The following is a 21,361-nucleotide window of genomic DNA, read 5'->3' as shown; positions in this document are numbered from 1 at the left end:
CGATCCCAATTCCGAATTATTGTTGAGTGTCGGCGCGAACCGCGGACAGCAGCCCGGTCACCGTGGGCAGGCTCAGCCCTGCCCGTTTTGCCAATTCCAGCGGCGCGTCCAGCACCGCCTCGATCTCCGCCCGCCGGCCCGCCGCCACGTCGGCGCGCAGCGCCGGACGGATGCGGCCCGGATGCTGGGCCATGGTCCACACATCCTCGACCTTTGCCGTCGCCGGATGGCCGAGCGCCGCCGACAGGGCCAGCACCTCCTCCACCACCGCGGCGAAGGTCGGCTGGAGTGCGTCGTCGTGGGCGATCTCCTGCGCCGTCTTGCCGGTGGCGAGTCCGAGCAGGCCGAAGGCGAAGGGCGCCAGCAGCGCCGTCCACACCTCCGCCCGGATGTCCGGCACGGCCAGCGCGTTGAAGCCACCCGCCCCGAACAGAGCTGCCAGATCCTTGGTGCCTTCGCTCCCCGCCGCCGGGCCGAGGGCGAGCCGCAGCCCGCCGAGATGCCGCAGATAGCCGGGGGTCCGCCGCTCCACCGCCACGCGGGCGACGGCGCCGACGATGCGGTCCGCCGGGATGGCGTCCGACAGCAGCCCCTTGGGGTCAACCGCCTTCAGGGGGCCTCCAAAAGACCCGTCCGCCGGATACCACCAGGGGACGCCGCCGACCACCGGCACCAGCCGCGTCTTCGGCCCCAGCAGGGGAAGAAGCAGGTCCAGAACGTCGGTCAGCAGCGGGGAGGGCACCGCAAGCACCACCACGTCCTGCGGGCCGAGGGCCAGCGTGTCGTCGGTCACCTCGGGCCGCACCGTCACCGGACGGCCCGAGGGGCCCTCGACCGTCAGCCCGTCGCGCCGCAGCGTGTCGAGCGTCCGCCGCCGGGCGACCAGCGCGGCCGGCAGCCCGGCGGCGGTCAGCCGCGCGGCGATCAAGCCGCCGACCGCCCCGGCCCCGATGACGGCGACCTTCATGACCGTCCCGTCAGGCGCTGTTGCGCAGGGCGGCTGACCGCCGCGTCACCGGAACCACGTCCTCCGGGATGGTCCAGCCCTTGCCGGGGATGGCGTCCAGCAGGGTGCGGGTGTAGGCGTGCTGCGGGTTGCCGAACACCTCCTTCGCCGGGCCGATCTCGACGATGCGGCCTTTCTGCATGACCGCGATGGTGTCGCAGATCTGGGCGGCGATGCGCAGGTCGTGGGTGATGAACAGCATCGACAGGTTCAGCCGGTGCCGCAGATCCTCCAGCAGGTCGAGCACCTGCGCCTGCACCGACACGTCGAGCGCCGACACCGGCTCGTCGGCGATCAGCAGCTTCGGCTCCAGCGCCAGGGCGCGGGCGATGGAGATGCGCTGGCGCTGCCCGCCGGAGAACTCATGCGGGAAGCGTTCCGCCGCCGAGGCGTCGAGCCCGACGAGTTTGAGCAGCGCCTTCGCCTTCTCAAGCGCCTTGTGGCGGTCCTCGCCGAAGGCCACCGGCCCCTGGGTGATGATGTCGCCCACGGTGTGGCGCGGGTTCAGCGAGGCGTAGGGGTCCTGGAAGACCATCTGCACGTGCCGCCGGTAGGGCCGGAAGGCCGGTCGCGACAGCGACAGCAGATCGACGCCCTCGAACAGGATCCTGCCCGAATCGGGCTTGATCAGCCCGACGATGGAGCGGCCCAGGGTGGACTTGCCGGAGCCGGATTCGCCGACCAGACCGACCGTCTCGCCCTGGTGGATGGTCAGCGACAGGTCGTCGCCCGCCACCACCTTGCGCCCCGGCGTGAAGAAGCCGCCGCCGATGTGGAAGGTCTTGCACACCTTCTCCGCCGTCAGCACCGGCTGGCGGGCGCGGGTGAAATCCTCGCGGTGCTCGATCAGGTGCGGGACGGCGGCGATGAGCTGGCGGGTGTAGGGGTGCTTCGGACGGTTCAGGACCTCCTCGGCGGTGCCGATCTCGACGATCTGGCCGCGCTGCATCACCGCCACGCGGTGGGCGATCTCCGCCACCACGCCGAAGTCGTGGGTGATGAACATCACGCCCATGCGGCGCTTGGCCTGGATGTCCTGGATCAGCTCCAGGATCTGCTTCTGGGTGGTGACGTCGAGCGCGGTCGTCGGCTCGTCGGCGATCAGGATGTCCGGCTCGACCGCCAGCGCCATGGCGATCATCACGCGCTGGCGCTGGCCACCCGACAGGCGGAACGGGTAGCTGCGGCGCAGATGGTCCGGCTCCGGCAGGCCGACCGAGGCGAGAAGCTCCACCACGCGCGCCCGGCGGGCGGCGCGGTCGAGCGTGGTGTGGTAGCGCAGAACCTCGTCGATCTGGTCGCCGACCCGCATCAGCGGGTTCAGCGCCGTCATCGGCTCCTGGAAGATCATGGCGATGCGGCCGCCGCGGAGCGCGCGCTGGTCGCGCTCCGGCAGGCTGAACACGTTGGTGCCCTGGTGGCGGATTTCGCCCGACGACACCGTCACCGCCTTGGGCAACAGACCCATCACGGCGTGCGCGGTCATCGACTTGCCCGACCCGGACTCGCCGACCACGCAGAGGATTTCACCGTGCTCCAGCGTGAAGGTCAGGTCCTGGACCGCGTGCGGGCGGTCGGCGCCGCGCGGCAGGTCGATGGTCAGGTTGCGGACGTCGAGGAGAGGCGTCTCGGTCATCAGGAACGGCCCTTTCGCGCCAGCTTGGGATTCAGCGCGTCGTTCAGCCCTTCACCCACGAGGTTGAGGGCAAGCACGGTCAGAAGGATCGCGATGCCGGGGAAGAAGCTCATCCACCAGGCCTGACGGATCACCGTGCGGGCCGCACCCACCATGTAGCCCCAGCTCATCAGGTTCGGATCGCCGAGCCCGAGGAAGGAGAGGGAGCTTTCCAGCAGGATCGCCGTCGCCACCATCAGCGAGGCCGACACGATGATCGGGGACAGGCTGTTGGGCAGGATCTGGCGCCAGATGATCGTCATGTTCGACTGGCCGGTGGTCACCGCGGCGTGCACGAACTCGCGCGAGCGCAGGCTCATGAACTCGCCGCGCGCCAGCCGCGCAAGCGGCGGCCAGGAGACGATGGCGATGGCCAGCACGATGGAGGTCAGCGAGGGCGTGAAGATCGCCACCAGCACCACGGCCAGGACGAAGTTCGGGATGGTCTGGAACAGCTCGGTGAAGCGCATCACCAGATCGTCGACGCGGCCGCCGTAGAAGCCGGAGACGGCGCCCAGGAACACGCCGATCAGCACGGCGACGGCGGTCGAGGTCAGCCCGATCAGCAGCGACACCCGCGCCCCGTGGGCGATGCCCGACGCGATGTCGCGGCCCAGCGTGTCGGAGCCGAGCAGGGCGTCCTCCGACAGCGGCGGCTGGAAGGGCATCGCGGTCATGTCCCACGGGCTGTCCGGGTACAGCACGTCGGCGAAGGCCGCCATCAGGATGATCAGGGTCAGGAAGGCCAGCCCGATCACCGCACCCTTGTTGCGGGCGAAGGCGCTCCAGAAGCCGGACCCCTTGCGGGCGGGGGCGATGGCCGCAGCGGTCATGGCGCCACCTCGATGCGCGGATCGACGAGGGAATAGATCAGGTCGGTCAGCAGGTTGAACACCACCACCACCACCGAGGTCAGAAGGAAGATGCCGAGCAGGACCTGATAGTCGCGCTGCAACACGGCCTCGAAGGCGAGGCGCCCGATGCCGGGGAGCGCGAAGACGGTCTCGATCAGGATGGAGCCGCCGATCAGGTGGCCCGCCTGGAACCCCGCCACCGTGATGACGGGCAGGATGGCGTTGCGCAGGATGTGCACCGACACGATGCGCCATTCCGGCAGGCCCTTGGCCCGCGCCGTCTTGACGAAGTCCATGTCGCGCACTTCCAGGATCGAGGCGCGGGTCAACCGGGTGTAGACGGCCATGTAGAAGAGGCCGAGCGTGGTCACCGGAAGCACGAGGTGCTTGGCCCGGTCGAGGAAGGCGTCCCAGCCGGTGTAGCCGGCGCCGATGCTCTCCGTGCCGAAGGCGGGCAGCCAGCCGAGATTGACCGAGAAGAGGAGGATCAGCATCAGGCCGATCCAGAAGATCGGCGTCGCGTAGGCGGTCAGCCCGACCACGGTGATGGCGGTGTCCGACCAGGTGCCGGCGCGCATCGCCGCCAGCGTGCCGAGCGCCACGCCGCCCAGCAGGGCCAGCACGAAGGCGGTCAGCGTCAGCGACAGGGTGACGGGCAGGCGGTCCATCAGCAGGTCGAAGACGGGCCGCTGCTGGCGGTAGGAATAGCCGAGGTCGGCCTGCACCACCTTGGACATGTAGGTGCCGAGCTGCTCGTACAGGGGGCGGTCGAGGCCGAACTGCTGGCGGAGCTGTTCGACGAACTTGGCATCGGCGGCCCCGGCCTCGCCCGCCATCACCGCGGCGGGGTCGCCGGGCGCTGCGTGGACCAGGAAGAAGTTGAACACGGCGATCGCCAGAATGACGAAGACCGCCTTCACCAGCCTCTGTGAGATGAATAGGGCGATGCGGGGCATGGAAAACACTCCTGCGGCGCACTGAACCCCCACCCTCCCGCTTCGCGGCTCCCTCCCTTCCCCGCTGGGCGGGGGAGGGAATGGTCGCTTTGGTCCCCTCCCCCGCCCAGCGGGGGAGGGTTAGGGTGGGGGTAGAGTGTGTGCCTTACTTCTTGACCATGTAGACGCTGTCGTAGCTCTCGTTCACGCCGATGGCGGTCGTGACGGCGTTCTTGAAGCGCTTGTCCACGAAGGTCGGGAACTCCATCTCCAGCAGCCAGGCGACCGGCACGTCCTCGACCAGGATCTTCTGGGCGGCGGAGTAGAGCTGCTGGCGCTCCTCATCCTTGTTGGTCTGGGCGGCCTGGGCGAACAGCTGGTCCACCTCGGGGTTGGAGTAGCCCATGGTGTTGGAGAACATCACGCCCTTGCGGATGTTGTCCGACACGTAGGTGCGCGTCACGCCGAGCGCCGGGTCGCCGTACTGGTAGACGAAGTTGAAGCTCAGGTCGTAGTCCCAGTTGGACACGCGGTTGACCCAGCCGGCGGCGTCGGTGGTCTCCAGCGTCACGTCGACGCCGACGCGCTTCATCGCCTGCTTCACATACTCGCCGAGGCGGGTCCAGGTCTCGCCATAGGGCATGACGAGCAGGCGGACCTTGGCGCGGGTGCCGTCGGCGCCCTTCTTGTAGCCGGCCTCCTCAAGCAGCGCCTCGGCCTTCTTCGGGTCGAAGTCGTACTTGCGGACGTTCGGCTCGAAGAAGCGGGTGACCGAGTTCACCGGGCCGGTGGCCGGGCGGCCGAGGCCGAACCAGATCTTGTCGCGGATGAACTTGCGGTCGATGGCGTGCATCATCGCCTGCCGGAAGCGCTTGTCGTCCAGCGGCTTGTTGCGTGTGTTGATCTCGATCCAGGAGAGCGGCGCGAAGAACTCGTAGCCCTTGGTCGTCATCTCGACGTTGGGCAGGCCCTTCAGGCGCGGGACGTCGAAGGTCTCGATGTCGTTGAACTGGGTCTGCTGGACGGTGCCCTGCTCCACGGCGACGGCGCGCGAGGCGGCGTCGGGGATCACGCGGAAATAGATGTCGTCCAGGTAGGGCTTGCCGGCCTTCCAATACTCGTCGTTGCGGACGAGATGGATGTAGGAGCCCTTGTTCCACTCCTTGAACTTGAAGGGGCCGGTGCCGATCGGGGTGGCGTTGGCCGGGTTGGCCTTGAAGTCGGTGCCTTCATAGATGTGCTTCGGCATCATCGGGGCCGACGACACCTCGAAGGCCTGAAGGAACGGGCCGAACGGCTCCTTCAGCGTGAACTGGACGGTGTAGTCGTCCAGCGCCTCGATCTTCTCGCACTTGGAGAAGGTGGCGCGGGCGCGCGGGTGGGTCTCCATGAGGAACTTGGAGGTGGAGAACACCACGTCATGGGCGGTGAAGGGCTTGCCGTCGTGCCACTTGGCGTTCTTCACCAGCTTGAAGGTGTAGACCTTGCCGTCGGGGGAGACTTCCCAGCTTTCCGCCAGTTCCGGCTGCGGCTTCAGGTCGAAGCTGAAGGTCAGCAGGCCCTGGTAGATCTTGCCGGCGACCGTCTGCGTCGGACCCTGCTGGTTGAGGCCCAGCACCAGGATCGGCGGTTCCGGCTGGACGATGATGTTCATCGTGCCGCCGCGCTCCTGCGCCGCGGCGACGCCGGGCACGGTCAGCGCCAGCGGCGCCGCCAATGCTGCGGCCAGCGCCGCGGCGGTCAGGGTTTGACGAAAGTGACGCAAACGATTGCTCATGTCTGAAGCCCCCTTATTGTTGATTCTCGGCACGCGATCGTTATGGATCGATGGTTTCGAGGCCGCACCAGTCGGCCATGAACAGGGCGAGCACGGCGGTCACCTTCGCCACGCTGTCGAGCGAGACGGACTCGTCGATGCCGTGGATGCGCTCCGCCTCCGGGCCGTAGCAGGTGGCCGGCGTGTCGCCGTAGAGCACGAAGTTGCGGACGTCGGTGGTGCAGGTCTGGGCCAGCTTCGGCGCCGGCGTTCCGAAGATCGACCGGTGGGCGGCGTCCAGCGCCTCCAGCATCGGGTGATCGGGGTCCAGCGTGCAGCCCTCGGCCTGGAAGCCGCGGAAGATGACGCGGGCGTCGATCCCCTTGAGGTCGGAGTCGCCGTGGCAGGCCTCGGCCACCGCGCGCTCGATCTCGGCGCTGACCTCGGCGGCGGCGCGGCCGGGCGGGAAGCCGAAGCGCAGTTCCATCCGGCAGCGGGTGGGGACGGAGGACGCCCATTCGCCGCCCTCGACGTGCCCGACGTTCAGGTTGTAGGGGTGGTGATGGTGGGCGTAGGCGGGATGCCGCCCGTCCGGGTGGTTCCAGGCCGATTCCAGCGCCTTCAGATGCTTGAGCACGCGGAAGGCCGCCTCGATGGCGTTCAGCCCGGCGCCGGTGTCCAGCACATGGGCGGGGCGCCCGGTCACCTCCAGCTCGCAGCGGATCACGCCGACCTGGGCGATCTGGAGCGTGTGGTTGAAGGGTTCCGGGATCACCGCGGCGTCGGCCTTGTAGCCGCGGGCGACGCAGGCGAGCGCGCCGTTGCCGGTGCATTCCTCCTCGACCACCGATTGCAGATAGACCGGAGCCGCGGGCTGGACGCCCAGGCTTTGCAGCGCCTTGAAGGCCATGACGTAGGCGGCGATGCCCGCCTTCATGTCGCCGGCGCCGCGCCCGTAGAGGCGGCCGTCGCGGACCACCGGCTCGAAGGGCGGGGCGGACCACAGCTCCTCCGGCCCGGTCGGCACCACGTCGATGTGGCCGTTCAGGATCAGCGACTTGCCGGTCGCCCGCCGGGGCTTGTGGACGCCGACGACGTTCTCGCGGCCTTCGTAGGAGATCAGCGAGGGGGACCAGCCGGGCTGGGCCTTCAGCGCCTCCTCGTCGATGGCGAAGCGGTCCACCTCCAGGCCCATGTCCCGGAAGATCCGTTCCATCAGATCCTGCGCCGGGCCTTCCTCCCCCAGCAGGCTGGGGCTCCGGACCAGATCGGACAGCAGGCTCACTCCGTCCTCGCGCAGCTTCGCCACCGCGCCCAGGATCGCATCCCGGTCCACGGCTGCAATGCTCCGCCCACCCTCGTGGGATGCGGGCATGACGACTCCGTTCTTACCACTCCGCCGCGCAGTCGTCCGTGTGGGTCGGCAAATCACCGGGAAGAAACCGGGGTGATTTCGACTTTCGGACTATGACCCTGGTTTTGCCCGGTTGGGCGCCGCCGGGAGTCGACCGCTGACGACTGGCGTATTACAATTCAGCTTCTCATCCTCCGCCAAATCGATAATCCTCATTGCCGACATAAGCAGGATTTATGGCGATGGGATTTCCCCCGATGACGGCGCGCGACCTGGAACGGCTCGGCCACCAGCTGGACTGGAACCTGCTGCGCACCTTCATGGTGATCGTGCAGGAGCAGGGGCTGACCCGCGCGGCGCAGCGCCTGGGACTGACCCAGCCGGCGGTGTCCCAGGCCCTGAAGCGGCTGGAGGATCAGATGGGCCGCAGCCTGATCGAGCGCGGGCAGGGCCGCTTCCGCGTGACCGAGGCGGGCGAGATCATCTACGCCGAGGTGCTGGAGATCTACGGCAACATCTCCCGCTTCGCCGTTCTGATGCGCGACATCCGCGAGGAGATTTCCGGCCACATCCGAATCCTGCTGGCCAGCCGGATCCAGTCGCTGCTGTTCGATGCCCTGCTGGAGCGCTTCCACGCGACCCACCCGCAGGTGACCTTCCGGCTGGACGTGATGGCGAGCGCCGACGTCCACATGGCGATCCAGCAGAAAACCGGCTCGCTCGGACTCTGCCTGATGCGGGAGCCGCCACCGCTGGTCGAGCACGCGCTGTTCGCCCGCCAGATCTACCGCCTCTACTGCGGGCCGCGGCACCATCTGTTCGGCCGCACCGGCCTGACGCTGGGCGATCTGCGCAGCGAGGGGTTCGTCTCCTTCACCTCCGACCAGATCGGCGGGGTGCTGTCGCCGCTGGCCGTTTTCCGCGCGCAGGAGGGGATCGAGAGCCGGATCGTCGGCGCCTCGGTCAATCTGGACGAGGTGCGGCGCATGATCTCGGTGGGGCTGGGGATCGGGCCGCTGCCGCGTCATGTGGCGGAGCGCGACGTGCGCGACGGGCTGCTCTGGCCCCTGCCGCCGGAGGAGGGGGTGGCGCCGGTGGACATCCACCTGCTGTGGAATCCCGCCTCCAAGATGAACCGGGCGGAGCGCGCCTTCATCGAGCATTGCCGCGCCGCCATCGCCGGTATTCCGCTCGACCTGCGCTTCGATCCGGTGGCGGTGAGTGAGTGGATCGACCGCCAGTTCGGCGGCGACTGATCCCTCCGCGCTTTTGATATCACCAGGGGCTTGCGCCGTCATCCAGCGGATGACGCGGCGCGGCGCTTGCTCGCTTGCAAGCGGTCGCAAGCAAAAATTCCCATTGTCTTCTCCGATCTTTGATAAGCGGAAGATTCTTTTTTGAAAAACAGAGACTTCCTGGAGTCTTCGCAAAAAGATGCCGGGAATCTCACAAAAATGCCCCGCCAGGAACATTCCTCGAATTGGTAGTAGATGCATATGCCAAAGGGCGAAACCGCCAAAAAACTCATACCAGTAGATAACACCTCAAGAGAGCATTGACATATGGCTAACCTGTACGGACCGAAGACGCTGACGGCCCCCGCTGGTGCGATCGTCATAGCACCGGGCGCCAACATCCAATCCATCGTCAATGGTGCTCCCGCTGGCGCGACCTTCTGGTTGCAGCCGGGCGAGTACCGTCTCCAGTCGATCACGCCCAAGGACAACCAGACCTTCATCGGCGCCGAGGGCGCCGTGCTGAACGGGTCGAAGCTGCTGACCGGCTTCACCCAGGACAGCGCCGGGCGCTGGGTGGTCGGCGGGCAGACCCAGCAGGGCGAGCGCCGCGCGACGGACGAGGCGACGCCCGGCGCAATGCGCGCCGGCTATCCGGAGACCGTTTATGTCGACGACAAGCCGCTGATCCCTGTTGACGCGCTGTCGAAGCTGAAGGCGGGAACCTTCTACTTCGACTACAACGCCGATAGGATCTATCTGGGCGACAACCCGGCGGGGCACAAGGTGGAGGCCGGGACGACCGCCCGCGCCTTCGGCGGCACCGCGGACGGCGTGACGGTCAAGAACCTCGTCATCGAGAAATACACCCCGCCGGCGCAGGAAGGCGCCATCCAGGGCGACGTCAACTGGACCATCCAGGACAACGAGCTGCGGCTGAACTACGCGGTCGGCGCCACGGCGCAGGACGGCAGCAAGTTCATCGGCAACTACGTCCACGACAACGGCGAGATGGGGCTGGGCGGCGCCGGGGCCAAGATCCTGGTCGAAGGGAACGAGATCGCGCGCAACGGCGCCTGGTCCGGCATCGACGTGTTCTGGGAGGGCGGTGGCACCAAGTTCGCCTACACCACCGATCTGGTGGTCCGCGGCAACTACTCCCACGACAACACCGGCTTCGGCCTGTGGACCGACATCGACAATGTCGGGACGCTGTACGAGAACAACGTCCTCGTGAACAACAGCGGCGGCGGCATCACCCACGAGATCAGCTACGACGCGATCATCCGCAACAATGTGATGGTCGGCAACGGCGCCAAGCCGCAGGCCGATGGCTGGCTTTGGGGCGGGTCGATCCAGATCCAGAACTCGCAGAACGTCGAGGCCTACGGCAACAAGATCGACATCACCGGGGTCAAGGGCGCCAACAGCATCGTGATGATCCAGCAGGACCGCGGCGCCGGCGAGTTCGGGACCTGGAAAACGACCAACAACAAGATCCACGACAACATCATCGTCTCGAAGGACGGCAACGGCCAGTCGGGCGGCGTCGCCGATTACGACGAGGCCGGCATGCTGAACGGCGGCAACGTGTGGGACAACAACACCTACTACATGCCGGACGGCGACCGCTGGCGCTGGGGCGACTTCCCGGAAGGTGACAGCTGGTCCGCCTACATGAATGCGACCACGCAGGACGAGCATTCGACCCTGTCCCAGGCCTACCCCTCGACCACCGGCTGGACGACGGTCACGCCCACCGCGCCGCCGGCCCCGACGCCCACGGACACCACGCCGCCTACCGTCAAGGTGAGCATCGCCGACAGCAGCGTGACCAAGGGCGAGGCACCGCTCGTCACCTTCGCCTTCAGCGAGGCGGTGAAGGACTTCGCGCTGGCCGACACCACGGTGAAGGGCGGCACGCTGAGCGGCTTCAAGACGGTGGACGCCTCCACCTACACCGCCGTCTTCACGCCCTCGACCAACACGAAGATCACCGACGCCAATGTCGCGGTGAAGGCCGGCAGCTACACCGACCTTGCCGGCAATACGGGCAAGGCCGGGGCGTCCGCCGGCTTCGCGGTGGACACCACGACGACCACACCGACCGTCCCGACCACGCCGACGGCCAGCGTCACGACGATCAAGGTCAACGCCTCCGGCGCCGCCGCGGGCGGGGTGAACGCGCATTTCAAGGTGCTGGTGGACGGCAAGGCCATCGGTGACGCCACGGTCGGCACGGCGGCGAAGGACTACAGCTTCACCACCACGCTGACCGCCGGGCAGCCGCACAAGGTGCAGATCCAGTACGACAACGACGGCTTCGTGAACGGGCAGGACCGCAACCTGTTCGTCAACAAGATCACCATCAACGGCACCGCCCACAATCCGACCGACAGCATCGTCAGCTACGACAAGGGTGCCTTGGACGGCAAGGACGTGGTCAAGGGCCAGTCGTCGATGTGGTGGGGCGGCACGCTGGTGGTCGACGCCCCGGCCAAGGAGTTCCCCGCGGGCGGCTCGCTGCCGCAGAGCGGTCCCAGCACGACGACGATCACCGTCAACGCCTCCGGCGCTGCGGCCGGCGGGGTGAACGCCCATTTCAACCTGCTGGTGGACGGCCAGAAGGTCGGGGAGGGCGTGGCTGGGACCTCGGCCAAGGACTACAGCTTCACCACCAGCCTGAGCGCCGATCAGGCGCACAAGGTGCAGATCCAGTACGACAACGACGCCGTGGTGAACGGGCAGGACCGCAGCCTGTTCGTCAACAAGGTCACGATCAACGGCAAGTCCGTCCTGCCCACCGACGGCAGCGTCACCTACGATAAGGGCGCGCTCGACGGCAAGGACGTGGTGAAGGGGCAGTCCGGCCTGTGGTGGAACGGTACGCTGGTGGTCGACGCCGACAAGAGCTTCTTCCCCTCGGCCACTCCGGTCGGCGAGGCCGCTCCCCTGGCGCTCGACGCCGGGACGGACAGCGTGTGGAGCCACGTCGCCGCCCAGCAGGCGGCCGCCGCTCCGGCCGTCGCGATCGACGCGGCGGTGGTGGCAAACAGCCTGTACGGGGCCATGCCCGTCGAGGCCGGCTATGACCCGCTGTTCGACCACATCGACCCGTCGCTGCTGAGCCACGCGGCTTAACGCGACCGGGACGGCGAAGGGCGGTCCAACCGACACTGGGCCGCCCCTTGTCGGTCGTCAAAAGCCGCAAGATTTTTGCGTGCCCTCCATAGGCCACGGTCCGCCGTCCCTTGCGGCGGCAGGCGGATGCCCCCCATCCTTCTCGTCCCGATAGAGCCGATACAGTTCCGCCTCATCGAGATGGCGGACCAAATGAACCCTGCATCCCATGCCTTCCGGCATGGGATCGGCCGCGCCTCATTGGGACTATTCACTTGCCGTTGGTGTTACACATCGCCCTGATGAGTCTCCGACGGGTAAGCGCATCATTATCATTCAATCTAGCTACGTGTCCTAGAAAGGGCGCTTTGATATCATCTGCTCGATAGACGGACTTTCCCTGTTCGACTGCGTGTCGTTTGTCCGGTGCGGCTGGCGCAACCGCATCAAGACGGCGCGGGGTGCGCAATGGCTGACAACCCCGACCGAGACCATGGGACGCTATCAACAGGCCATCCAGGAAACACGGATCGCCGGGTCCTGGGCGGGCGAGCGGTGGAGGGCGATCACCCGTGCCTCTCATTTCGCCGCGCTCGCTCTCCGACCCAGGGCGTTCTGCGGCGAGTTCGAGCGCGAGGTGATGCTGATGAGCGACATGAAGATTGGCTTCAACCGCCCCAAGTTAACCGGCAACGAACTGGAATACATCCGCCAGTCCCTGGAGCAGGCGCACCTTTCCGGAGACGGAGCGTTCACCAAACGCTGTCACGCGTGGCTGGAACGGCGGCTTGGGGCACCGCAGGCCTTGCTGACCCATTCCTGCACGGCAGCGCTGGAGATGGCCGCCCTTCTGACCAACGTCGGTCCGGGGGATGAGGTCATCATGCCCTCCTACACCTTCGTGTCCACCGCGAACGCCTTCGTGCTGCGCGGGGCGGTGCCTGTCTTCGTGGACATTCGGCCGGACACACTGAACATCGACGAGCGCCTGATCGAGGCGTCGATCACGCCCCGCACCCGCGCGATCTGCGTGGTGCATTACGCCGGCGTCGCCTGCGAAATGGACGCGATCTGCGCCATCGCCGCCCGGCATGGCCTGGCGGTGATCGAGGATGCCGCGCAGGCGCTGATGTCCGCGTACCGCGGCCGTCCGCTCGGCACCTTCGGCGCCTTGTCGGCCTTCTCCTTCCACGAAACCAAGAATCTGATCTCCGGCGAGGGAGGCGCCCTGGTCGTCAACGATCCGGATTTGATCACCCGTGCCGAAATCATCCGCGAGAAGGGCACAAACCGCACGCGCTTCCTCCGTGGCGAGGTCAACAAGTACAGCTGGGTGGACGTCGGTTCGTCCTATCTTCCCTCCGACATGCTGGCGGCGTTTCTTCTCGCTCAGTTCGAGAATGCCGAGCGGCTGGACGAGGAGCGTCACGCCCTGTGGAACGCCTACCACGAGGCTCTGGCACCGTTGGAGGAACGCGGCCTGTTGCGCCGTCCGGTGATCCCGGCCGAGTGTCGGCACAATGCGCATCTGTATTACGTCCTGGCGCGCACGGCCCGTGAGCGCAATGCGTTGATCGCCCACCTCCGAACGAACGGCATTCAGGCGCCGTTTCATTACGTGCCGCTGCATACCGCGCCGGCAGGAAGGCGATTGTCCCGCGCCGCAGGGGAATTGCCCGTTACGACCGATCTCTCCGCAAGGCTGCTGCGTCTTCCCATGTGGTACGGGTTGGGTGCCGGAGCCGGGCAGGTGGTCGAAGCCGTGCAGGACTTCTTCCGCACGGCCTCCTCGAGGGCGGCGGCAACGACAGGCTACGCGGCCTCAAGGGCGTCGGCGCTTAATTTGGCTTGGGTGCCAAGCACATCCGACGAGGTCCATACCAACGCCACCTGAGGGCGCCACCGGCATGACCCTCTCGATCAATGCGAACGCAGTGAATCGAGAGGGTTCCACGGTTGGAAAATGACGGAAGCGATCATTTTCCAACCGTATCAAACGCCCCGGCATTGGCGTTTTCGCATGCTTGCTCTTATGCCGGCGCCGGCGTGTAGAGGTCGGGGGTGATGCGGCAGCTCGCGAAATCCTCGGCGCGCGCGTGGGCGGCACGGCTCATGGCGCGCAGGCGCGGGCGGTCCTGGTCCAGGGTCACGATGGCGTCGGCCAGCCCGTCGATCACCTCCGCCGCAGCACGCCCGCGGCAGGGAATGGCGAAGCCGCAGGAGGAATCGATCATGATTCCCGAGCCGCCGAGATCGAGGCAGATCACCGGCTGCGCGTTGGCCAGCGCCTCCATGATGACGTTGGCGGCGGAGTCGTGCAGGCTGGGGAACAGCAGCGCGTCGGAGCTTCGCAGCACCTCCATATAGTCGGGCTGCGACAGCCATTCGACGAAATCGACATGTTCGGCGATGCCCAGCCGGTCGGCGAGAGTCTTCCACTCCTCCGACTGCGGACCGCTGCCGATCATCTGAAGGCGTGCCCGCGCCCCCTTCTCCAGTGCCCTGGCCAGCGCCGCCAGCGCGTAGTAGCCACCCTTCCAGTAAAGGAACCGGCCCGAGAAGCGCAGCTTCAGCGGCGCTCCGGCATCGCCGCCGGCTTGGGCCTTCATCGGCACGAAGCGTTCGGGCGGGAGGGAGCAGCCGAAATGCTGGCGCGCCTTGTGGCGGTCCCCGGAGGGCAGGACGTGGCGGCTCTCATGGGTCTTCACATAGATCAGATTGTAGCGCCGGTAGGTCAGGCGGAGGAAGGGGTCGATGCGCGTCATGGCGATGGCGGCGTCGCGGACCAGCTCCGTCGCGATGGCCTTCCAGCCCAGCGGGCGGATCAGTGGCCAGGGCGCCCGCTCCCCGCCGCCGACCGGGCCGATCACCGACAGGGGCGCCAGCCCGCCGCAGAAGGCGGGAAAGCGGATTCCGCCGATGGTCACGTTGTGGATGATGTCGAAGGGCCGCTGGCGCACCAGCTCCTTCACCACCGCCCGGCAGCGCCATTGCCACGCGATGTAGGACAGTTGGAACCGCGTCTTGCTGTCATGGTGCGCCATGGTGTCGGGGCGGTCGATGAACACGAAGTCGTCCGGTTCGAAGGCGGTTTCGCCACGCGCGATCTTGTCCAGGATCTTCGGGCGAAGGCGTCCCTGCGTGACCACCGTCACGTGGCAGCCCGAGCGCTTCAACCCTTCGCCCCAGTTCCAGCCGTTGGCGGATTCCGACCCGCTGTCCGGCTCGCAGGCGAAGGCCACCAGAAGAACCGACTTTCCGGAATTGGCGGATTCGCCGGTGAACGGCACGCTCATCGTCCATCCTCCCTCAATCAATGCGGCAGCGGGGACCGGTTTTCGAGTTCGTTGCGGTAGATCAGGCCGGCGGCGATGCCGACGCCGAACAGGACCCAGAACCAGATGCCCAGCATCGGCCCCTCCAGCGTCACGTCGAAGGAGGCGTTGATGACGATGGACAGCCAGTAGCAGAAGAGGAAGACGAACAGCCGCGCCCAGGCGCGGTCGCCGTTGCGGCGGGCCAGCAGGAAGGCGCGCATCATGAAGACCGACCAGCTCCCCAGCAGCGCCGCCCACAGGGCGAAGCCGGGCACCCCGGCGCGGGCGAGGATCGTCATGTGGGCGTTGTGCGGGCTGCGCAGCACCTGCCCGTCCTCGGCGTCGACCACCTGGAAACCGTCGTCGTCGGCCAGATTGATGCCGAAGCCCTTGCCGTCCCAGAAATGGTCGCCCTGCACGGTGTAGCCGATGATCTTGTCCCACCACATGATGCGCCATTGCTTGGTGCCGTCGAGCGTGGCGGTGTCGGTGGTCCCCATGATGCTCATCGCGTTGGTGACGAGCTGGTCGACCGACAGCTTCCGCGACGAGACCTCGATCTCCAGGTTCAGCACCAGCGCCACGATGACGGTGACCCCGGCGATGCCGAGCAGCGGGGCGAGCTGCCGGCTGCGCGGGACCAGGGCCAGCGCGATGGCCAGCGGCACGACGATGGCGAGCATCCCGCCGCGGCTGTGCGCGGCGACCAGCGCCATGCCGAACACCAGCATCGCCAGATGCAGCGGGTTCAGGCGGCGGAAACCCAGCAGAACGAACAGGGCGACACCCGCGAAATGCACGCCGACCTCGCCGGGGCGCAGGCTGACGAAGGGGACTCCGTAGCGGGGCCAGGTCGGAATTTGCGCGTTCAGAAGCTGGAACAGCGGGTAGACGACCGGCATGACCGTAACGAAGAACACCGCGAAGCCGCCATAAGCCAGCACAAGGCGGCGCAGCCGTTCCGGCTCGTCGTAGAGCAGGGCGATGACGACGAAGGCGAGCAGCCCGTACATCACGATCACGCTGTCGCGCAGCGCGTCGAAGCTGTAGGTGCCGAAGTAGGGCAGCGTGCGCGCCAACACCCAGACGATCAGGATCGCCAGAAGCGTTCCCGGCAGGCTGGACACCGTGGCGAAGACCCCGCCGGTGCGCAGCATGACCAGCAGACCGGTGAGCAGCAGCACCTCCCCGATGAACAGCGGCGGCGCCCCGATGTAGGCGAAGCCGCGCCCGGCCAGGGAATAGCCCAGCAGGACGACCATCAGGAAGGTCAGGTAATGGTCCGCCGCGCGGGTCCGGCTGCGCTTGGGCGTGGTGAGGACGGCGCTCATGACGGGCGTCCGTAGGCGGCGGCGCGCAGCCGGGCGGCGATCCGGCCCCAGTCGCCGATCGCCACCACCATGCGGTGGGCGTTGGCCGCCATGCTCTGCCAAGCGCCGGGACTGGTGCGCTCGGCCCGCGCCAGCGCGTCGGACACCGCCTCCGCCGTCAGGGCGGACACGCCGAAGCCGGCGCCGTGACCCTCCACATAGGGAACGAGGCCGGTCTCCCGCGTCACGATCAGCGGCAGGCCGGACAGGGCGGCCTCCAGGCAGCCGGTCGGCATGACATCGTAGCGCGAGGTCAGGACGAAGTGGTGCCAGCCCGCCAACATCGCCGCCTTCTCCGCCCCGAAGACCGGGCCGTGGATGCGGATGTCGGTGCCGAGGCCGTGGGCCTGCGCCCGCCGGTCCAGTTCGGTGCGGGCCGGGCCGGACCCCGCCAACTCCAGCACCCCGCGTCCGCCGGCGCGGCGGTAGGCGGCGAAGCCGTCGATCAGCAGGTCTACGCCCTTGTGGTCGATCTCGTAGCGCGCGCAATAGCCGAAGGTCAGCCGGTCGCCGTCCGGTGCCGCGCGCGGAACGGCGGCGGGAAGGCCGCCGCGCCGCGCCGACCAGGCGGTGTTGGGCAGCAGGCAAACGGCGGCGCCGGGGGCGACCCGGCGGACAATGGCGGCCTCCTCCTCGGTGATGGCGTGGACGAAGCGGGCGCGGGCGAAGGCCGGGCCATCGAAGACGCGCAGCCACGCGGCAGGCAGAGGGCGGCGCATCCGGCCCGCGATGTCGTAGATGTGGGAGCACTGGCCGTGCAGCGTCACGCCATAGGCGACGCCGCGCCGGTGCAGCCCGCGGGCGAGCGCCGCGAACAGCGGCTTCACCGCGCCATGGATGTGCACCACCGTGTCCGGTCCCGCGCCGTCGAGCAGGCGGTCGAGAGTCGCGTCCGTGATGGTCAGCGACCGCCCGGACAGCCGCGGTCCGCCGAGGGGGAAGCGTTGCGCCGGACAGTCCGCCGGGATGCCGGTCAGGGCGTCGGGGTCGTCGGAGAACAGGCACAGCCGCGCGTCGTCGCCCATCGCGCGCTGCTCGGCGATCAGGCTGCGCACCACATTGTGCAGCCCGTTCGCCGAGGAGGGATGGGCGATGGCCGGCTGGATCACGACGTGCCGGAGGTCGAGCGGGCGCAGCCGGGTCTCTTCCACGGCGAACGCGGCGCTGCCGTCAGCGGGCGACATGGGCGGTCCTCGTCTTGGAGAGGTAATAGTGGGCGGCGCCGACGCGCAGCAGGCTGGAGAACAGCAGGGCCATGCACACCCCGGCGACGCCGTACATCGCCGCCAGCGGGCCGACCACCGCGAACACCGCCAGCGTTCCGGTGACGTTCACCACCAGCGCGAACTGGCTGCGCTGCACGCCGTAGAAGTAGCTGCAGACCATCTCCGCCAGATAGCCGCTGAGCGCCCCGATGGAGAGCAGGCGCAGCGGCCATTCCTGGTCGGCGTAGGGCGACATGGCGCCATAGACGATGTGCAGCATCTGGTCGGGGATCAGCAGGCCGAGGCTGTAATAGACCAGCAGGGGCGCCGCCCCGATGACGACGTAGCCGCGGATCGCCAGCCACGCCTGCTCGTCGGGATGCAGCCCGCCCGCTCCGGTGGACAGGGTGCTGCGCCCGCGCGCGGCGATCTGGGGGACGAGGTTGCCCATGCCGATGATGATCGGGTTGGCGATGTTCACCAGATTGACCACCGCCTGGAACGCCGCGGTCGACGCCATGCCGTCCATCGCCGCCATCAGCCAGACGAGGCTCTGCACCCGCAGCATCAGGAACAGGTTGTTGGCGAGCGCCCAATGCCCGATCGACCAGAAGCGGCGGACGACCGCCGGCAAATCCGACAGGCCGTCGAAGCGCGGGCGCAGGATCGCGAAATGGACCACCGCCCCGGCCAGCGCCGGACCGGTCATGGCGATGAACACCCGTTCCAGCGTCAGGTGGCCGCCCAGCGCCATCAGGTTCAGTACGGCGATCTGGCCCAGATAGGTGACGCTGTCCCCCCACAGCGCCTTGTCGTGCTTCAGCCCGGACATCAGCCCGCGCCGTCCGATCTCCTGCACCTGCCAGACGATGAAGTAGAGCACGGCGGGGCCGACCAGCTCCGGCATGCCCAGCCCATAGCCGACCAGCGCCACGATGCCGGACAGCGGCAGGATCGATCCGGCGGTCATCAGGACGGCGCGGCCCGCCAGGGTCCGGCGTTCGGCGCGGTCCAGCACCGCGCCTTCCACCGACAGCGGGTATTGGATCAGGCTGACATTGACGACCTGGAGCGCCAGCAGCACCGAGAGAAAGAAGACGAAGGTTCCGTATTCCTCCGACGGGAAGGTCCGGGCGAGCTGGATGTTGATGGCGAACATGCCCAGGCTGACCACGCCCTGGTCGGCGAGGGTCCAGAAGCTGCGGACGAGCGACGCCGGGATCATCGTCATGCGTTGCCGACCCGCGTCGTCTCGGTGGAAGCGGGCAGGGGATGCCGGTCTTCATTGGCAGGCCGGTTGGCGGCGGGCGCGGCGGGGGCGGTGCGCGGCACGTCGCGGTAGGCCCAGCGCAGATAGTCCGCGGTCAGCATCATCCCGTCCTCGAAGGTGAAGCGCGGCTCGTAGCCGAGCAGGCGCCGCGCCTTGGTCAGGTCGATGAGCGCCTTGGCCTGATAGAGCGCCAGCTTCTGCGCGTCGGGCAGCCAGAGCTGGTTGCGGCTGGCCTTCTTCTTCAGGAAGTAGTGGACCATCACGAGATGGCGCAGCCGCGGCGGCAGGCTGTCGAACCCGCCCTGGAGCAGCCGGCGGGCTGGCCGCCAGCGCACGATGATCTGGATGATCTTCTTGGGGTCCTGAAGCACCATGGCGATGTCGCGCCGCAGGCTCTTCATCTCCTTGCGGATGGCCTCGGCGGGTTGGAAGCGCAGGCTGTCCACGCCCAGCGCCTCCTGGAAGCGCCCGAAGACGGCGGCCCAGGGCGGGGCGTCGGGGCCGGAGATCACGAAGCGCTCCCCGATGGCCTGGGGGCTGCGCGTCGCCGCGATCATCGCATCCACCAGATCGTCGATGTAGACGGCGTTGCACAGCCCGCCTTCCTGCGGCAGCACCACGGTGCCGCTCAGCAGCATCTCGGCGGGGGCGTTCGTCCAGGGCTTGCAGAAGGGGCCGTAGACGATGGAGGGCTGAAGCACCACCCCCGGCAGGCCGCGCTTTTGCGCCGCGTCGAGCACCATCGCCTCCAGATCGAGCTTGTTCTGGACATAGCTCCAGGCCCGGTCGCCGTCGCGCGTCTCCTCCGACAGCGGGCCGTCGGGCAGCGGTTCGTAGACCGAGAAGGTGCTGAGATGGACGAAGCTTTCCACCCCGTTGGCGAGGCTGGCGTCGATCAGCGCGTTCATCCCTTCGATGTTCTGGCGGCGCGACCGCACGTCGTAGGCGCAGTGGAAGACCCAGTCGGCGCCGGCCACCGCCTTGCCGATGGCCTCGCGGTCCAGCAGGTCGGCGCGGACGATCTCCACCGGGAAGCGGGCCAGACGCACCGCCTGCGCGATGTCGCGGACGATGCAGCGGACCCTGGCGCCATGCTCCAGGCACAACCGCTCGACCAGCCGCCCGCCGATGAATCCGGCGGCGCCGGTCACCACCACGGTCGGCCCATCCGCAAGAGGGCCATCCGTGCGGGGAGAGGCCGCTGCGTTTGCGTCCACCCAGGGCAGGGCCAGCGGCTTGCGGCTGGCGTAGCAGCGCTCGATCAAGGCGGTGGAGGGCAGGGCCTCGCGCCCGCCGACGGCGGCCGGGCGTCCGTCGCGGATGGCGTCGGCGAAATCCTTCAGCTCCGCCTGGAACAGGTCGCCGAAGATCTGCGGCGGGATGTGGTTCGCCGAGAAGCCGTCATGGACGAAATCGAGGATCTGCGGCACGTCCGAGGCGATCTGGTTCTCGTAGAGATGGACCTCGACGCTGCCCTTGGTGCCGTAGACGCGGATGGTGTTGCGCAGGGCGCGGGTGCGACTCAGCTCCAGCGTTCCGGTGGCGCCGGACGCCATGGTCAGGGACAGCCGGCAGTCGGATTCCAGCCCGCCGTAGCTGTCGTCGCTGTAGTCGACCTCCGCCGCCTCCCCGAACCACCACAGCAGCAGGTCCAGCGTGTGCGACCCGGTGTCCAGCAGCACGCCGCCGCCCGCCCCGTCGCGGCGCAGCATGGCCGGCGAGCTGATGCCCCAGTTGTAGACGAAGCCCTCACGCGCCTCGAAGCGCAGGACGCGGCCGAGCTGGCCGGAGTCGATCAGCGCCTTCAGCCAGCGGACGCCGTTGACATAGCGGCGCATCAAACCGACCGCGAGCACGCGTCGGCGCTCCTCCGCGGTTTGCGCCATGCGCTCGGCGTCGGCCAGCGCGACGGCCAGCGGCTTTTCCATGAAGACGTGCTTTCCGGCCTCCAGCAGGCTCTGGCCGACCGGCGCGTGGAGCATCGGCGGTGCCGCCACCAGCGCCGCGTCGAACTGGTCCGCCGCCTCCCGCCAGTCGGCCACGGCGACGGGGGCGCGGTTGCGGCCGAGCATGGCCTGCACCGCCTCCAGCCGCCCCGGCGTGGGATCGACGAGCACGCTCGGCCGCCAGCCCAGGCGGAGCAGCGCCGGCAACAGGTGATGGCTCACGATGCTGCCGCAGCCGATGATGGCGAGCCGCGGGAACTCGGCGTTGGTCATGGAATCCTCGCTTTTGGGATTGCCTTCGCGTGGGCGCCGTCCGTC

Annotated in this window: 14 protein-coding genes; 3 read left to right on the top strand and 11 right to left on the bottom strand. The window is 68.0% G+C overall.

Features of this window, described 5'->3' with window-relative positions; translation table 11 throughout:
* Nucleotides 1–16 precede the first annotated feature (16 nt).
* From Sp245p_RS30340 to Sp245p_RS30310, 6 genes are all read right to left on the bottom strand, one after another.
* Nucleotides 17–967, bottom strand: a complete 951-nt coding sequence (locus tag Sp245p_RS30340; protein WP_014241867.1) for a ketopantoate reductase family protein — start codon at nt 965–967, stop codon at nt 17–19.
* 10 nt (nt 968–977) lie between these two features.
* The gene (locus tag Sp245p_RS30335; protein ID WP_109139183.1) at nt 978–2,642 is read right to left on the bottom strand and encodes an ABC transporter ATP-binding protein; all 1,665 of its coding nucleotides are present in this window, start codon (nt 2,640–2,642) and stop codon (nt 978–980) included.
* Nucleotides 2,642–3,514, bottom strand: coding sequence for an ABC transporter permease (locus Sp245p_RS30330; protein ID WP_014241865.1), 873 nt, complete (start codon nt 3,512–3,514; stop codon nt 2,642–2,644). Before Sp245p_RS30330 ends, Sp245p_RS30335 begins: the two co-directional genes overlap by 1 nt.
* Nucleotides 3,511–4,491 carry an ABC transporter permease gene (locus tag Sp245p_RS30325; RefSeq protein ID WP_014241864.1) on the bottom strand — a complete coding sequence of 327 codons (981 nt, stop codon included), beginning with the start codon at nt 4,489–4,491 and terminating at the stop codon, nt 3,511–3,513. Before Sp245p_RS30325 ends, Sp245p_RS30330 begins: the two co-directional genes overlap by 4 nt.
* 145 nt (nt 4,492–4,636) lie before the next feature.
* Entirely contained in the window at nt 4,637–6,247 is a 1,611-nt protein-coding gene (locus Sp245p_RS30315; protein ID WP_014241863.1) for an ABC transporter substrate-binding protein, read from the bottom strand.
* Between the two features lie 40 nt (nt 6,248–6,287).
* On the bottom strand, nt 6,288–7,562 hold the full coding sequence (locus Sp245p_RS30310) for a M20 family metallopeptidase (protein ID WP_014241862.1): 1,275 nt from the start codon (nt 7,560–7,562) through the stop codon (nt 6,288–6,290).
* Nucleotides 7,563–7,837: 275 nt separating this feature from the next.
* Here Sp245p_RS30310 and Sp245p_RS30305 point away from each other — a divergent pair, with 275 nt between their 5' ends.
* The 3 genes from Sp245p_RS30305 to rffA all read left to right on the top strand — a co-directional run bounded on the left by Sp245p_RS30305 (nt 7,838) and on the right by rffA (nt 13,829).
* Nucleotides 7,838–8,836, top strand: a complete 999-nt coding sequence (locus Sp245p_RS30305) for a LysR family transcriptional regulator (RefSeq protein ID WP_014241861.1) — start codon at nt 7,838–7,840, stop codon at nt 8,834–8,836.
* Between the two features lie 306 nt (nt 8,837–9,142).
* Nucleotides 9,143–11,956: a carbohydrate-binding domain-containing protein gene (locus tag Sp245p_RS30300; protein ID WP_014241859.1), complete on the top strand. Its 2,814-nt coding sequence runs from the start codon at nt 9,143–9,145 to the stop codon at nt 11,954–11,956.
* Nucleotides 11,957–12,308: 352 nt separating this feature from the next.
* Nucleotides 12,309–13,829, top strand: a complete 1,521-nt coding sequence (gene rffA / locus Sp245p_RS30295) for a dTDP-4-amino-4,6-dideoxygalactose transaminase (protein ID WP_338084170.1) — start codon at nt 12,309–12,311, stop codon at nt 13,827–13,829.
* A gap of 136 nt (nt 13,830–13,965) precedes the next feature.
* Here the strand turns inward: rffA and Sp245p_RS30290 are convergent, their stop codons facing one another.
* The 5 genes from Sp245p_RS30290 to Sp245p_RS30270 are packed head-to-tail and all read right to left on the bottom strand — an operon-like array spanning nt 13,966 to nt 21,316.
* Nucleotides 13,966–15,231 (bottom strand): glycosyltransferase family 4 protein, encoded by a 1,266-nt coding sequence (locus Sp245p_RS30290; RefSeq protein WP_014241857.1) that lies wholly within the window; start codon nt 15,229–15,231, stop codon nt 13,966–13,968.
* A gap of 17 nt (nt 15,232–15,248) precedes the next feature.
* Entirely contained in the window at nt 15,249–16,583 is a 1,335-nt protein-coding gene (locus tag Sp245p_RS30285; RefSeq protein WP_014241856.1) for an O-antigen ligase family protein, read from the bottom strand.
* Nucleotides 16,580–17,806 carry a glycosyltransferase family 4 protein gene (locus Sp245p_RS30280; protein ID WP_109139181.1) on the bottom strand — a complete coding sequence of 409 codons (1,227 nt, stop codon included), beginning with the start codon at nt 17,804–17,806 and terminating at the stop codon, nt 16,580–16,582. Before Sp245p_RS30280 ends, Sp245p_RS30285 begins: the two co-directional genes overlap by 4 nt.
* Entirely contained in the window at nt 17,793–19,058 is a 1,266-nt protein-coding gene (locus Sp245p_RS30275; protein WP_014241853.1) for a lipopolysaccharide biosynthesis protein, read from the bottom strand. The genes Sp245p_RS30280 and Sp245p_RS30275 overlap by 14 nt, the downstream gene beginning before the upstream one ends.
* A complete protein-coding gene (locus Sp245p_RS30270; RefSeq protein WP_109139180.1) occupies nt 19,055–21,316 on the bottom strand; it encodes an NAD-dependent epimerase/dehydratase family protein in 2,262 nt (753 codons plus the stop codon). The genes Sp245p_RS30275 and Sp245p_RS30270 overlap by 4 nt, the downstream gene beginning before the upstream one ends.
* Between the last annotated feature and the right edge of the window lie 45 nt (nt 21,317–21,361).

Origin of the sequence: Azospirillum baldaniorum, assembly GCF_003119195.2 — a bacterium.
Classification (GTDB): domain Bacteria; phylum Pseudomonadota; class Alphaproteobacteria; order Azospirillales; family Azospirillaceae; genus Azospirillum; species Azospirillum baldaniorum.
The sequence above is the reverse complement of the archived record's forward strand: the minus strand, read 5'-3'. Positions and strand labels throughout refer to the sequence as shown.